The organism is Streptomyces sp. NBC_01446, assembly GCF_026340095.1.
GTDB lineage: Bacteria > Actinomycetota > Actinomycetes > Streptomycetales > Streptomycetaceae > Streptomyces > Streptomyces aureus.
In genome coordinates this window covers 7,752,834-7,766,327 of sequence record NZ_JAPEPO010000001.1, presented here as the reverse complement: position 1 = coordinate 7,766,327, position 13,494 = coordinate 7,752,834, and the positions used below count along the sequence as shown (strand labels likewise).

At 68.6% G+C, this 13,494-nt stretch carries 14 protein-coding genes, 1 tRNA gene and 1 pseudogene; 5 read left to right on the top strand and 11 right to left on the bottom strand.

Annotated elements, in window-relative coordinates:
• Positions 1-39 precede the first annotated feature (39 nt).
• Positions 40-213 (top strand): annotated as a pseudogene (locus OG456_RS35115) (IS5/IS1182 family transposase); the annotation flags it as partial.
• Positions 214-670: 457 nt separating this feature from the next.
• Here OG456_RS35115 and OG456_RS35110 read toward each other — a convergent pair.
• The 4 genes from OG456_RS35110 to OG456_RS35095 form a co-directional block, all read right to left on the bottom strand.
• Positions 671-744 (bottom strand) — tRNA-Met (locus OG456_RS35110).
• 367 nt (positions 745-1,111) lie between these two features.
• Positions 1,112-1,381, bottom strand: coding sequence for a hypothetical protein (locus tag OG456_RS35105; protein ID WP_266568160.1), 270 nt, complete (start codon positions 1,379-1,381; stop codon positions 1,112-1,114).
• Positions 1,382-1,548: 167 nt separating this feature from the next.
• Positions 1,549-1,908 carry an ATP-binding protein gene (locus OG456_RS35100; protein ID WP_266568158.1) on the bottom strand — a complete coding sequence of 120 codons (360 nt, stop codon included), beginning with the start codon at positions 1,906-1,908 and terminating at the stop codon, positions 1,549-1,551.
• A 936-nt stretch (positions 1,909-2,844) separates the two neighbouring features.
• Positions 2,845-3,108, bottom strand: a complete 264-nt coding sequence (locus tag OG456_RS35095) for a hypothetical protein (RefSeq protein WP_266568156.1) — start codon at positions 3,106-3,108, stop codon at positions 2,845-2,847.
• Positions 3,109-3,240: 132 nt separating this feature from the next.
• On the opposite strand from OG456_RS35095, the gene OG456_RS35090 reads away from it, so the two are divergent.
• Together OG456_RS35090 and OG456_RS35085 are read left to right on the top strand one after the other, a co-directional pair.
• Positions 3,241-4,005 (top strand): GntR family transcriptional regulator, encoded by a 765-nt coding sequence (locus tag OG456_RS35090; RefSeq protein WP_266568155.1) that lies wholly within the window; start codon positions 3,241-3,243, stop codon positions 4,003-4,005.
• A gap of 77 nt (positions 4,006-4,082) precedes the next feature.
• Positions 4,083-4,307 carry a DUF397 domain-containing protein gene (locus OG456_RS35085; protein ID WP_266568154.1) on the top strand — a complete coding sequence of 75 codons (225 nt, stop codon included), beginning with the start codon at positions 4,083-4,085 and terminating at the stop codon, positions 4,305-4,307.
• 254 nt (positions 4,308-4,561) lie between these two features.
• Here OG456_RS35085 and OG456_RS35080 read toward each other — a convergent pair whose 3' ends face one another.
• The 4 genes from OG456_RS35080 to OG456_RS35065 form a co-directional block, all read right to left on the bottom strand.
• Positions 4,562-4,843 carry a hypothetical protein gene (locus OG456_RS35080; RefSeq protein WP_266568152.1) on the bottom strand — a complete coding sequence of 94 codons (282 nt, stop codon included), beginning with the start codon at positions 4,841-4,843 and terminating at the stop codon, positions 4,562-4,564.
• 2,203 nt (positions 4,844-7,046) lie between these two features.
• Positions 7,047-8,360 (bottom strand): replication-associated recombination protein A, encoded by a 1,314-nt coding sequence (locus tag OG456_RS35075; RefSeq protein ID WP_266568145.1) that lies wholly within the window; start codon positions 8,358-8,360, stop codon positions 7,047-7,049.
• Between the two features lie 100 nt (positions 8,361-8,460).
• A complete protein-coding gene (locus tag OG456_RS35070; protein WP_266568141.1) occupies positions 8,461-8,829 on the bottom strand; it encodes an MmcQ/YjbR family DNA-binding protein in 369 nt (122 codons plus the stop codon).
• Positions 8,826-9,221, bottom strand: coding sequence for an MmcQ/YjbR family DNA-binding protein (locus tag OG456_RS35065; RefSeq protein WP_266568139.1), 396 nt, complete (start codon positions 9,219-9,221; stop codon positions 8,826-8,828). Before OG456_RS35065 ends, OG456_RS35070 begins: the two co-directional genes overlap by 4 nt.
• Before the next feature lie 193 nt (positions 9,222-9,414).
• On the opposite strand from OG456_RS35065, the gene OG456_RS35060 reads away from it, so the two are divergent.
• Positions 9,415-10,245, top strand: a complete 831-nt coding sequence (locus OG456_RS35060) for an AraC family transcriptional regulator (RefSeq protein ID WP_266568137.1) — start codon at positions 9,415-9,417, stop codon at positions 10,243-10,245.
• Between the two features lie 69 nt (positions 10,246-10,314).
• On the opposite strand, the gene OG456_RS35055 is transcribed toward OG456_RS35060, so the two are convergent.
• On the bottom strand, positions 10,315-11,298 hold the full coding sequence (locus OG456_RS35055; RefSeq protein WP_266568135.1) for an aldo/keto reductase: 984 nt from the start codon (positions 11,296-11,298) through the stop codon (positions 10,315-10,317).
• Positions 11,299-11,396: 98 nt separating this feature from the next.
• Here OG456_RS35055 and OG456_RS35050 point away from each other — a divergent pair, with 98 nt between their 5' ends.
• A complete protein-coding gene (locus tag OG456_RS35050) occupies positions 11,397-11,987 on the top strand; it encodes a TetR family transcriptional regulator (RefSeq protein ID WP_266568133.1) in 591 nt (196 codons plus the stop codon).
• 295 nt (positions 11,988-12,282) lie between these two features.
• Here the strand turns inward: OG456_RS35050 and OG456_RS35045 are convergent, their stop codons facing one another.
• Complete coding sequence (locus tag OG456_RS35045) at positions 12,283-12,639, bottom strand: hypothetical protein (protein WP_266568131.1); 357 nt, start codon at positions 12,637-12,639, stop codon at positions 12,283-12,285.
• 148 nt (positions 12,640-12,787) lie between these two features.
• Positions 12,788-13,486 (bottom strand): TMEM175 family protein, encoded by a 699-nt coding sequence (locus OG456_RS35040; protein ID WP_266568129.1) that lies wholly within the window; start codon positions 13,484-13,486, stop codon positions 12,788-12,790.
• Positions 13,487-13,494 lie beyond the last annotated feature (8 nt).

Genomic DNA, 13,494 nt, shown 5'->3' with positions numbered 1-13,494 from the left:
AGTCCGTGACCGGGATGGGAATTGCGCCGAAGCCGCGAGGGAGGTCGCCCACCAGCTTTCGACAGTGAGGCATACGCGCAGTGCAATACGGTCGAGCGGTGTATCGCACGCCTCAGGCAGTGGCGCGGCCTTGCCCTGCGAACCGACAAGCCGGCCAACGCCTACGAGCCCGCTCTTCAACTCGCCGCCATCCTGATCTGGGCCCGGCGCTGAGCACTGCTCTGGGGCGTGGCGGGCCGGCTGCAGTCGCTCAAAGCGAGCCGCACGCCGAAGGCGGTGATGACGGTGCGTGTGATCCGGTCGAGGAGGCGACGCGCCTGGGTCTCGCGTAGCCAGTGGTGTGGCCGAAGGCTGCCTGCATAACGCTTCGAAAGGGCCAGCGTGCCAGCGCTACCGGTCCGCGTCCCCACATCCAGCACCCGTCTACCCGGCCCGCGCGCGGCGTCAACTTGACCAGGACGATGCCTTCGCCGACGTCGACATGATCGCCCCGTGTCCGCTGCCGATGACCGTCGGCACCGAGGCCGCAACCGACGCTGACCTTCAGCGAGGGCGTCATAGCCCCAGCCGGCGAGAGCATCGAGCTCTTCCTCATCGAGGGCGCGACCCACGGGGGCCTCTACACCGCAGGGCCCGGATCCGTGGGGATCCGGGCCCTGCGGTAATGCAGTAGCGGGGACAGGATTTGAACCTGCGACCTCTGGGTTATGAGCCCAGCGAGCTACCGAGCTGCTCCACCCCGCGTCGGTAAACACGACTCTACGCCATGGTGGCGGGTACGTTGACCAGCTCTTGCTCTTGTCGCGGGCCAACACCGCGGGCCCCATCGAGTTCCCGCACCGCAGGCCGGGCCTGCTCGACACCTGAGACGCGTACCCGAATCCACCCGTCAGTTCCGTGCGGGGCTGCGGGGCTGCGGGGGGACGGTGGGCAACCCGAGGTTGGTCATGGTTCCTCCCTGATCCGTTGCGGCAGTTGTGGAACGGCCCGGCACAGGGGGTTCTCGCGCGCCGGGGTTGGGCCCTGCCCAATGGCCGGGGCAGAGGTCATCCGGGCCACCGGGCAGAGATCTATGGAGTGCCGCCGCGAGGAAGGTGCGGCAGGGCATGCCTCATGGCGCACTCTCACCGTCGAGGTCGAAAACGCCGGGCGTGGCTGCCAGGACGAACTGGACGCTGCCGTCGCAGACGACAAGCGAGTAGGTGATCCCCCTAGCAAGCTGTCCGCTCGCCCGTTGATGCTCGGCATGGTCTTGGGTCCATGCGCGCACCGGCCGGGCCAGTTGGTCATCGAACTTGTCGGCAACGTGTCCGGCTCGCCATCCGATCCAGGCCGGCGCCTGCCCAGGTGTCCAGCAGGCCTGTCCGCCCAGCCAGATCATGCGGCCGCCGCAGAGGTGAGGGGCAGCATCGCACCAGAAGGAACCGGGGACCGGCGCTTGAGGCGGTTGCCGGGCGTGGATTCTCTGCGGCGGGGCCTGGTCCACGGCCAAGGCCGAGTCTGCCCGCGGCGCATGGAGGGCGGGTGTGTGAGGAGCCTCTTGCCCTGTCACAGCGCGTCTGTCGCCTGTTCAGGGAGAGTGACCGCGGCCTCAACTTGGGTCCCGTCGGCGAGTGGTGTGGACTCCCATCGGGTGGCCAGGGCCTCGACGAGGGCCAGGCCTCGTCCGTGTTCTTCCTCGGGGCGCGCCTCCCTTGCGACGGGTGTTCCGAACAGTCCCTGGTCGGTGACGGTCACGACGGCCTCAGTGGCGGTGACGGACACAGTGATCTCGATGGTCCGACTCGCTGTGTGGACCACGGCGTTGGTGACGAGTTCACTGACGATGAGCCGCAGAGCCTCGACGATGTCGTCGTCGATCTGCCACTGGCGCAGAGCATCTGCCGCGTGCGCGCGGGCATGGGCCACGCTGGAACGCGAAGCTCCAGGCAAGGCCACCCTGCACTGGCGCGGAGGACAAGTGCCGGCTTTGGGGCGAGCAGTGGGCAGGCCTTGCGCAGGGACCGGTTCGAGGTCACGGCCCGGGACTGGCGCGCTGGAGTCATAGCGCGCAAGAGGAGTCGGTTTCATGAGAGGCGCGTCCCTCCCCAGCGTGCCGGTCGCGCGAGGTCGAGCCCGGGCGCCGCCAGCTCGACCAGTGCGGTAGTGAGCGCCTCGCACAACACGTCGCCGTCGGTGGTAGCCGGCCTCCCGGGAGCGGGGGCACAGATCCACGTGCGACCGCCCGTATGGCGGCGACCGGCGGCCGTGAACTCCGGTGCAGGACACCACATCACGGCATCCTCAACACAGGTGGTGCCTGGCAACGGAGGCCAGGTAGCTCTCGTGCCCGCGGCGACGACGATCTCAGCCGTAAAGCGGGCGCGGTTGGCCAGGATTGGCCCCAGCGGTGTTCCACTCGCCTCAAGAAGAGCCAGAGCCGCAACGGCCACGGTGCCGCTGACGCGTAACACCTCCGCGCCGGTGATCCGTACTGTGCCACAACGGCCCAGCAGCCAGGCCCGTTGGAGCCCCTCCCCCGGTTCAGCACCGGGCGTCCAGCTCTCAGCCCTCCCGTCGGCGGGCATCACCGCACACCCCCAACAGATCGAGGGCAGTCGGGGCAGACCCGCACCGCGAAGCCAAGTAATCCGCGCAACCTGACGTAGGCGAATCCACCGGGTTGCAAGTTCTTCGTACTCCCGCAGCCCGCACAGGCATTACCTCGAATCCTTTCCCAGACCTCGGCCGGCGTGCTCAGGCCGTCATGCTCGCGGGCGCGAACATCGCCTGACGTACCTGGCTCGTCGGGCTTGGGCGGGACGGGAACGAGACATGACGCGGGGGCGGGGTGGGCTTGGATGCTCATGAGTGGCCCTTCCTTGTCACCGGTGCGCGGTCGACTTCGGCCCACAGGGTGGAGCCATCCGGCGCGACGATATGGCCGAACCGGTCTGCCGTGGCCTGCAGTGCCGCGAGCAGCGCGCGGCGTACGTCTTCGTCGAGCTCGTCCGGGACTGGTGCGGTGACGCGTATGAGGGTTGCAAAGGTCTCGGTGTGGGGTGGAGCGGCGAAGGCGTGCTGGATCAGTGCCTCCAACTGGCTGGTGCGGTTCTTCGGTGAATCCACAGCTCTCCCCCACACAGGTCTGATCACGCAACGTAGATCTGATGCATTAGCTTCCTGCTGATGCATTAGCTTGTCAATCGGGATGCAGTAATTCCCGCCGCCTTCGTCCACGCCGACGTACGGAGACACCACATGGGGCACGAGCCGCCGCCGTACCAGCGCGTCGCCGCCGACCTGCGCCGCCGGATCTCAGCCGGAGAGTGGGGAGTCGGTGACCGTCTGCCCAGCCGCGCCCAGCTCGCCGCGCACTACTCCGTCGGCCCCAACGTGCTCCAAAAGGCCACGGAACGCTTGATCATCGAAGGCATCCTGGAAGGCCGCTCCGGGTCAGGCACTTACGTATGTCGCCCACGTGAGCGTCGCCGCATGGTGCGTTCGCGTCACCGCGAACGACGCGGCGGCTCTCCCTTCCGCGCCGACATGAGCGAACTCGGACAGGCCGGCGCCTGGGAGTCCAACTCCCAGGCCCGAACTCCCGCCCCGGACCACATCGCCCAGCGTCTCGGTATCTCACCAGGTGACCTCTGCGTGCGAACGGACTATGAATTCCTCGCGGATGGCCGACCCGTACAGACCTCGGCGAGCTGGGAGCCCATGGCCATCACCGGCCAGAGCCCCATCGTGCTGCCCGAGATGGGCCCGCTCGCCGGCCGCGGCGTCGTGGAGCGGATGCGGTCCATCGGCATCATCATCGACAACGCCGTCGAGATCCCGCGGCCGGGGCGTGCCACACAGGCCCAGGCGAACCTGCTGGGCATCAGCGTCGGCGACCTGGTACTGCTGATCGAGCGGACCTACTACGACACCGACGGCCGCCCCGTCGAAACGGCGGACATCGTCGTCCCCGACGTGCGCTGGGAAGTCGCCTACGAATACGGCATAGAACGGTCGGATTAGTAACTCACATTCGGATTGCACGGCTTGGCACGCCTGTCTCGCTGTCAGGAAGTCCCCTTCGGCGTGCCGTGCCGCTCTTGAACAACAGCTCCGAACCCGACTACCTGCAGGGCCTCGACTGGTTCAAGGCCTCGGCGTCCTCCGGAAACAGCGGCTGCAGAGAGGTTGCCCTCACCGGCGACGGCAGGGTTGCCCTCCGAGACAACGCGGACCTGGACAACCCCCTGTTCGTCGTCAGTGAGCATGTATGGCGGTGCTTCCTCGACGGCGCGGGCACGGGCGAGTTCGACATCAAGTCCTGAGCGTGGCGCCTGCGCAGGGGTGGGGTACCACGCTCCCGTTCCCTTCCTGTCCTCGGATCGAAGGATGGCAGTTTCCCGTTCGAGCATGCAGCTACACGGGCATGCAGCGGTAGTCTCGGCTCAGGAGCCGAGGTCCGGGGTGATCAAGGTGCTCGGATCATTGCCAGCAGGCACGGCCGACGGCAGTCCCGTCGACACACCGGGCGCCAGGGCGGTGCGCTGCCACATATGCAGCGGATGAGTCCGGGCACTGATTACTGGCTGTTGACGGTCACGGTGGTCCAGCTCGGGTAGATGTGCCCCAGCCACGCGTCTTGATCGTCGGCCAGTGGTTGCTTCATAGGAAGCCTTATCGCGGCGTGGCCAGCGTCGGCGTACTTGTCGAGGGCCTTGGCCATGTCGCGTGAGCCGTCGATCACGTCCTGGAGCCAACCGCACTTCTGGTAGTAGTAGCGGCGCCAGTACGGGTCGTCGAAAGCGGATATCGCCTCGCCCTTGTTGTGTTCGATGGTCGTGCGGGCGGACCTGTTCGCCACGCCTTGGCCGCATCCCGCAGGCCGTCCTCGTCGGCGTCCGGCCACCACATGCCGGTGACGATGCCCCCCGCCTCCGTGCCTCTTCCCGCCGCGGCCCGTCTCATCGGGCCGCGAGCGCGGAGGCCCCCGGCCGACACGCAACAAAACAGAACGCGGCTCCGAACCCCGAGCGCGCACGCGCCGGCCTGGTCCTGCCGTCTGCTCTTTCTCTTCTTCTTCCTTCCCTACCTGCTGCCAGCCGGAGTGCGCGTGAGAGGGGTTGTCGGCAGGGCTGGTACGCCCGTACCAGTGGGCCTGACCTGTGGTTTTCCTGTTTCAAGCAGTGGAGGGTGCACTAGGGGCTTTGATGCCTGTTTTAGGGGTGACTTTGGTAGTTGGTTTGAGGGTCAGTTTGTCGGCAGTGCAGGTCCGAGCGGTTGTGGTGCCCGGACGGGTCGTCACGGGCGTCGGGCCCCTCGCCCAGGCACTAGCCACCTGGCCGGCTCCGGCCCTCTCACGAACTCCGCTTGGGCTTCCGGGGTGTTGTCTTCTTCGCCGTAGTGGTCTTCTTCGCCGACCGCACGCCGGGCGTCGTCCACCACCTCCGGGCGGTCGACCCGTGCCAGTCTGACGACGGGTTCTCCTCGTGACGGACAGCATGACCACGTGACCGCGGGGCGGCACCGGCCCGTCAGGAACCGGTGCCGCCCGCGGCGTGTGCTCTTCTCCCAGCGGGGTGGTCGCGACCGTCAACGTGTCCTTCCCCTCCGGACCTTTCCTGAGAAGCATCGTGAGCGAGACTCCGAACGCCTCACGGTGTCTGAGCAACTCCACCAAGAGCCCCGCGCGCGACGGGACAGACGCCGGTCGCGCACGGCCAGGTTGAAGACCGTGGCGCAGTGCGCACCGATCACGTCGATGGCCATCGGGCCGCGCTGGATCATTCCTCCGAAACTACGCCGCGCTCCGCTCACTGCTCACTCCGTCCGTCCAAGGACCCACGCTCTCGGACGGGCTGCGGATCTTTGGTCCATGTCGGAGTTGCCCCGGCACGGCGCACCGAAAGGCGTACCGAAAGGGGGGTCCCGCGATCACGACTGAGTCACAGTCCGTCACAGCCAGCCGGTACGCAGATCGGTACGCGTTTCGTTGCACCGCGCCGCCGGACCTCACTGCGCACCGGTTGCGCACCCGCCTGTCGGCGCCTGCGCACCGGCTCGCGGGTGGTTGCGCAGCGTCCCCGACCGCCGCTGCGCAGCGGCGGTCGGGGACGCTGCGCAGCGGGGATCCAGGATGCGCAGTCAGGGTGCGCAGCGGAGGTTGCGCAGCACGCCGGTGCTCTTTCGCGGCAACTGCGCACTCCCCGCACCGGTACGCGTTTGGTTTCCCAACGCGTACCGGACGCCTCGGCCGATTCGGCGTCACCCGGCTTTGAGGGCGCCGCGGCGACTGCCGCGCCCGCTGCAATCCGGCGACCGGTACGCATTTGCGGGCGGAGAAGCGCGTACCGAAACGCGTACCGGTCTACAGAGCGCCCAGGTCACAGCCTGTCAGACGTACCCATGGCCAGCAGGACGCAACGGGGCGCTCAGGTACTGGTACACCGTTTTGGTACGCGGGGCCGCAAGGGCGTTCGGGCCTCTCGCAGTCGACAGGTACGGGTTGCGCAGTGCCCAGTGCAACGCGCCTCAATTGGCAGTGCGCAGCCGGGGCCGGGGCGGGCGTGCTGCGCAACCCCTGGAACCGCGGTGCGCAGCGAGCCCGAGCACCTGCGCACTGCACCACGAGTACGGGTTCCGTGGGGCGCTGCGCAGTCGTGGGCCGTACCCCGGGCACCGGCGCCAGCACCGGTCACTGCGCACCGGGTCGTGAGGAGGCTGCGCACCACATTGCGCAGCCTCATAAAACGAAGGTGCGCCCTCGGCCCTCGCCCGCTGCGCAGTCCCAGAGTTGGACACGTTGGGTGAAGGCTCCCGGGCCTATCGAGAACCGGTTCGCGTTGGGGCGGGCGTCACAGAAGGGGCGTGGGGAAACGCGTACCGGTTTGCGTACCGGGTCCAACGTGACCAACTCGCAACCGCAGACCCCAAAAACCGGTACGCAAACCGGTACGCCCTGCTGGGGTGGCTCATGGCATCAACCCGCCCGTACTGCGTCCATCGACCGGCGGAGCTCTGGTCCCCAGAGCAGTCCGGCTGGGGAATCCGCCCTGGGCGTTGGCGGGTCAGCCACTTTGGCGGCGGGCACGCAGGGCGGCCCAGTGGCGCAGTCGTTCGCTGATCTGGGACTCGTAGCCGTTGCGGGTGGGCCGGTAGTACGTCTCGCGGTCCATGTCCTCGGGGAAGTAGTCGGCGCCGGAGAAGCCGTCGGTGGTGTCGGGGTCGTACTGGTAGTCCTTGCCGTAGCCGATGTCCTTCATCAGCCGGGTGGGGGCGTTGAGGATATGGGCGGGCGGCATGAGCGAGCCGGTGCGGCGGGCGGCACGGTGCGCGGCGTTGAGACCGCGGTAGACGGCGATGGACTTGGGTGCGGTGGCGAGGTAGACGACGGCCTGGGCGATCGCCAACTCGCCCTCGGGGGAGCCGAGTCGCTCGTACACGTCCCAGGCGGCGAGGGCCTGCTGGATGGCGTGCGGGTCGGCGATGCCGATGTCCTCGCTCGCGAAGCGGACGAGTCGGCGGGCCACGAACAGGGGGTCCTCGCCGCCGTCGAGCATGCGGGCGAGCCAGTACAGGGCCGCGTCCGGGTCGGAGCCGCGCATCGACTTGTGGAGCGCCGAGATCAGGTTGTAGTGGCCCTCCTGCGCCTTGTCGTACAGCGGGGCGCGCTGCTGGATGTGGTGGGCGAGCGCGGCGGTGTCCAGGGGCGCGCCGGTGTCCGGGAGGGCCTGGAGCTGTTCGGCCATGTTGAGGAGGTAGCGACCGTCGCCGTCAGCCATGGCGATCAGGGCGCGGCGAGCGTCGTCGTCGAGAGGCAGGAGGTGGCCGGTGAGCTGCTCGGCGCGGTCGAGGAGTGTGGCCAGGGCGGCTTCGTCGAGGCGTTTGAGGACGAGGACCTGGGTGCGGGAGAGGAGGGCGCCGTTGAGTTCGAAGCTCGGGTTCTCCGTGGTGGCGCCGATCAGGGTGATCGTGCCGTCCTCGACGTAGGGAAGGAAGCTGTCCTGCTGGGCGCGGTTGAAGCGGTGGATCTCGTCGACGAACAGCAGGGTGCCCTGGCCGATGGTGCGCCGGCTGCGGGCGGCGGCGAAGACCTTGCGCAGGTCGGCCACGCCGGAGAAGGTGGCCGACACCGGTTCGAAGGCCAGGTTGCTGCCGTCCGCGAGGAGCCGGGCGATGGTCGTTTTCCCGACGCCGGGAGGGCCCCACAGGATGGCGGAGCCGAGGCGTTGCTGGGCGACCATGCGGCCCAGCGGGGCGTCGGGGGCCAGGAGGTGGTCCTGCCCGACGACCTCTTCCAGCCTGGCGGGGCGCAGGCGGTCGGCGAGAGGCCGGGCGGGCTCCTCGTCGAAGAGCGGCAGGGTGGCGTCGGTCGGTTCCATCGGTCTCTCGCATCGCAGGCGGATGTGTGCGGACATGACGAGCCTTGCACGGGACACTGACAGGCAGGAGCTCAGCCGCTCGTGGGCGCGCTTGCGGTGCTCATCGGGCACGGGGGCGGTCGCGCCGGGGCAGCCGCTCGACGGCCAGGTCGTAGGAATCCTCGACAGCGTCGGTGATCAGCCGCTTGGTGATGCCGGGTCCCGGCCCGAGCGAGATCCAGTGCCGTTTGTCGAGGTAGCGGCCCGGTGTGATCGAGGCGTAGCTGTGCACGCGCCCGCGGGCGTGTTCGGGTTCGCACTTGACCGTGACGATCTGCTCGTCCGGGTCGTCGGTGACGATCAGGAACACCTTGCCCACGACCTTGTACACGTCGAGTCCGGGGGTGAAGGGGCGTCCGTGGCTGACGCCGGGCAGGGCCAGGGCCGCCTGGCGGGCGGTGTCCTGGAGCCGGTCACCGGCCGCGCTCACCGGGCCGCCCGCGTGCCGCTGCCGTAGGTGTGCGGGTCGACGGGCCGCTCGGCCTTGGGCAGGTGAGCGAGCACGAGCCGGTAGGAGTCGGTGACGAGTTCCCTGACGAGCTCCTTGTCGACGCCTTCCCCGCCCTCCAGCGTGATCCAGTGTCTCTTGTTCATGTGGTAGCCGGGGGTGATGTGGCTGTACTGCTCCCGCAGAGCGAGCGCTTCAGCGGGGTCGGCCTTGAGGATCACGACGGGACGCCCAGGGACCTCGGTCATCAGCATGAACACCTTGCCGCGTACCTTGAAGACTTCCCAGTCGTCGCCGAAGGGGTGCTCCAGCTGGGCCCCGGGGAGTTCCTCTGTGCAGTCAGCGGCGGTCTTGTGCAGGGTCGTTCCGTTCATGGGGCGTTGCCTTCCTCAGGCGTTGGTCGCGGCGGCACGTCCCATCCTTCCCTCGGAGCCGGCAAAAAGGGCAGTAGGCTGCGGACACGTGATGGTCGACAAGCGACAGCCCACTCCGAGCGGACAGCCCGGACCCGCTGCCTTTCCCTTGTACGGTTTCCAGCCCCCGGTCGGTACCCCGTACGGGCTCGAAGTGAGTACCGTCGAGGACTTCTTCGCCGAGCACGACGACTGGCCGTGGAACCCGCCCCGCCCTGGCCGCGCCACCTTCCACTACCTCATCGCGGTCACCGAGGGTGAGCTGCGGCACGACGTCGACCACGTCACGCGGACCGTCGCCGCCGGCCAGTGGCTGTGGGTGCGTCCCGGGCACACGCTGTGCTGGCATCCGCCCGGCTCCGCCCGCGGCCCGTTCATCCTGTTCGAACCGGACGTGCTCAGGCCCGACATCGCCCGCCTCCTGGCCCCGCTCACCGCGCACGAGGCCCCTGCCGTGCTGAGCCCGCAGCCCGACGACGTGGCCTGGCTCCGGCAGACGGCGCTCCAGCTCCTGGACGAACACCGCGCACTCGGACGCCGCCCCCTCGATGTCCACCACGCCCTGCGGCGCAGCCTGCTCGAATCGCTGCTGCTGCGCCTGGCCAGCTCCCCGGGCGTCGCACCCACCGGCGCGGCGATGGTCCGCGCGGGCCGTGGTGACACGTATGGACGGTTCGTGGACGCCCTGGAGCTGCACTTCCGCGAACTGCACCGGGCCGCGGACTACGCCGAGCTGCTCGGCTGTTCGGTCCGCACCCTCAGCCGCGCCGCCCGGGACGCCACCGGCAAGGGGGTGCGCGAACTCATCGACGAGCGGCGCCTCCTCGAAGCCCGGCGCCTGCTGGGAGCTGCCCAGTGGGACGCCAGGTCCGTCGCCGCCCACCTCGGCTTTACCGACCCCGCGAACTTCGGCCGCTTCTTCCGCGACCGCACCGGTCTCACCCCGACCGCCTTCGCGACCCGCGGCGCCACGACCCACCCGTGACGGCGCCCGGGCTCCGGATGTTCATGCGGCGTGACCGGTGGTTGATTCGGAGGTCCGCTCGGGGTGAGGTCAGACCCAGGTGGGGGCATGCTCTTCGGCGTAGCGGGCGCCGAATCCGCCGTTCGGGAGTATCTCGTGGATCGCGGCGAGATCGGCCTCGGTGAGGGCGACGTCGGCCGCGTGGGCGTTCTCCTCCATGCGGGCTGCGCTCCGGGTGCCCGGGATCGGGACGATGTGCTCGCCCTGGGCGAGCAGCCAGGCCAGGGCGAGCTGGGAGACGGTGATGCCCTTGGTCGCGGCCAGGTCGCCGAGTCGGTCCACGGCTTCGACGTTCTTCTCGAAGTTGCCGGGCTGCCAGCGCGGGTCGGTGTTGCGCAGGTCGGTGGCGTCGTACTGTCCCGCGGGCTTCGCGGTACCGGTGATGAAGCCGCGGCCGAGGGGCGAATAGGGGACGAAGCCGATGCCGAGCTCCTTCAGGAGCGGGAAGAGCTGCTCGACGTCGCGTTCGAAGAGCGAGTACTCGGTCTGCAGGACCGAGACCGGCTGGACGGCGTGTGCCTTGCGGATCGTCTCCGGGCCCGCCTCGCTCAGGCCGAAGTACTTCACCTTGCCCGCGTCGATCAGCTCCTTCACCGTCCCCGCGACGTCCTCGATCGGCACGTCCGGGTCGACCCGGTGCTGGTAGAAGACGTCGATCTGGTCGACGCCCAAGTAGCGCAGGCTGTTGTCGGCGACCTTGCGGATGTTGTCCGGGCGGCTGTTGAGGCCGAACCCCTGGGACAGGTCGGACAGGTCGAAGCCGAACTTGGTGGCCAGGACCACCTCGTCGCGGAAGTCCTTGACCGCCTTGCCGACCAGGATCTCGTTGGAGCCGGTGCCGAAGCCGTAGAGCTCGGCGGTGTCGAAGAAGGTGACGCCCAGGTCGTGGGCGCGACGGATGGCGGCGATGCCCGCCTCCTCGTCACCGGGGCCGTAGGCCATGGTCAGGCCCATCGAGCCGTAGCCGATCGCCGAGACGGTCAGGCCCTGGGTGCCGAGTGCCCTGCGCTGCATGCGAATCTCCTCATATCAAACCAAACAGTTCGGTTTGAATCCTACGCCGACCATCACCCAACGGCAAACCAAACGGTTTGGTCGGGTAGCGTGGCAGCATGAGCGCCTCAACCCACGCAGACTCGGTCCGCGACCGCATCGTGAGTGCCGCCAAGGCCGAGTTCTCCCAGCACGGGATCGCCGGGGCGCGGATCGACCGCATCGCCAAGGCTGCCAAGACCAGCAAGGAACGCGTCTACGCCTACTTCTCCAGCAAGGTGGCCCTCTACCGGTTCGTCTCCGCGCAGGAGCTGGCGGCCGTGACCGAAGCGACCCGCATGGACCCCACCGACCTGCCCGGTTACGCCGGCCGCCTCCATGACTACTTCACCGACCACCCCGACCGCTTCCGGCTCATGAGCTGGGGGCAGCTGGAACTCGACGCCGGCGACTCCCTCCCTCACGACACCTTCCGGGAATCAGTGGCTCACAAGATCGAGCAACTCCGCGAGGCCCAGGCAGCCGGCCGGCTGGACGCCCACTGGGACCCGGTCGACATCCTGATCTTCGTCCACCAGATCGCCACCGCCTGGGCTGCGCAGCCTGACCTGCTGCCCCCGGACGACGAGGGTCGCGCCACGTTCCTGGCGGCGCGCCGAGTTGCCATCGTCGCGGCCGTCGAACGCCTGTTTCCCGCGACCGCGAACTGACAGGTACCCCGAGCCCTCGAAGTGGCGCCTCGCTTCATGGGCGCCCGGGAGGGGTGGGGCGAGTGACCGAGCACCCGCCCCAGCGGAGCACTTCGCCGATGCCCGCGTCCGCACAGCAGGCAGACAGACAGGCATGGGGCAGGACCTGCGGCCTCGCAGGTCCTGTGTGTTGCCCTCAGAGGCTGGAGGGGGCGCCTCAGCGACGACGGGCTTGCAAGGGTTGCGCTGTATGGCCCGGAGACGCACAGCACTGCACCGGGCCATCGTGGATCTGGTGCACCACTTCCGCCGGGCTCTACCTGGGCGCCGAAACCTGATCCCTGGGCGAGCGGACAGCTGCGGAAGGAGGCTCGGATGCGGCCTGTCCCGAGCTGAGCCCGTCCAGCAGGAGGTCCCCGAGCTCGGAGAAGGCGTCGCCGGCGGTCAGGCCGGTGCTCTCCAGGAGGACTCCCGACTGGACCGCGTCGATGGTGACTGCCACGACCTGGGCGGCGAAATGCCCGTTGAGCGCACGGAAGACGCCGCTCTCCACGCCCTCCTCGATCAGTTCATAGACCCGGTGAGCCGCGGCGGCGGAGTTCTTGCGGTAGATCTGCGCCGTCGGTTCGTAGCCGACCATGTCGTCGTAGAAGGCGTGGGAATGACGGCGCATGGCCGTGCCGACGCCGGTGAGGTAGACGCGGATGCGCTGCCGGGGGTCGGGCTCGGCCTGGACAGCCTGTTCACGAGGCCACCGCCAGACGCTCCGCGGTGGGCGGCGCCGCGCAAGCCCACCACACCCCACGACGTCACAGCGCCCGTCAGACCGCACCGTCACGACCTGTCTCGTCGGCCCGATGTCCGGCATCAGGCGGAACCGTCCCCCCGGGCAGACCCTCGCTGGTGATGAAGTAGAAGACGGGAAGCAGGACGAACACGGCGATCGCCAGCAACGGTGCGACGAGCGCCCCAAGAAGCCCGGCCATGGTGTAGGCGAGGGCACCGGCCCAGGAACGAAGCCGACCGTGCCGTACGTACGTGTCCTCCACGTCAGGGTCCAGCAGCTCGGGCCGGCGGGAGATCTGTTGGTAGAAGGCCACCCAGCTCAGGCACATCGCTGCGGCGATGCCGGCATACAGAGCGACCGCCACCCGCGCATCCGCACCCATGGGATCTGCCTGCAGCGCGTCCGCCACCACCGCGGTCGGAAAGGACAACAACCCCGTGGTGAGCAGCAGAAACAGGTTGGCGGCATGCAGCCCGCGATCCATGGTCCTGATGCGGACGAAGGCCTGGTGATGGTTGAGCCAGATCACCGCAACGTAGCCGAAAGACGCCAGGTAGCCGAGGTAGGCAGGCCACTGAGCCAACAGAGCCTGGCCAAGGCCGTCCGGTTTGTGCGGAGGGTCAGCGAGATTAAGGACAAGAAGCGTGACGGCGATGGCGAACACACCGTCGCTGAAGGCCTCGGCCCGTGTGGTCTCCGAACGGGAGAACTTGCGGGGACTGGTACGGGACAAGCCGGCTC

What these genes read in the sequence shown, in the direction of transcription:
- OG456_RS35090 (WP_266568155.1), top strand. Translation starts at nt 3,241, where the DNA reads ATGGGGCACGAGCCGCCGCCGTACCAGCGCGTCGCCGCCGACCTGCGC.
- OG456_RS35065 (WP_266568139.1), bottom strand. Translation starts at nt 9,221, where the DNA reads ATGAACGGAACGACCCTGCACAAGACCGCCGCTGACTGCACAGAGGAA.
- OG456_RS35055 (WP_266568135.1), bottom strand. Translation starts at nt 11,298, where the DNA reads ATGCAGCGCAGGGCACTCGGCACCCAGGGCCTGACCGTCTCGGCGATC.
- OG456_RS35105 (WP_266568160.1), bottom strand. Translation starts at nt 1,381, where the DNA reads ATGATCTGGCTGGGCGGACAGGCCTGCTGGACACCTGGGCAGGCGCCG.
- OG456_RS35075 (WP_266568145.1), bottom strand. Translation starts at nt 8,360, where the DNA reads ATGGAACCGACCGACGCCACCCTGCCGCTCTTCGACGAGGAGCCCGCC.
- OG456_RS35045 (WP_266568131.1), bottom strand. Translation starts at nt 12,639, where the DNA reads ATGCGCCGTCATTCCCACGCCTTCTACGACGACATGGTCGGCTACGAA.
- OG456_RS35050 (WP_266568133.1), top strand. Translation starts at nt 11,397, where the DNA reads ATGAGCGCCTCAACCCACGCAGACTCGGTCCGCGACCGCATCGTGAGT.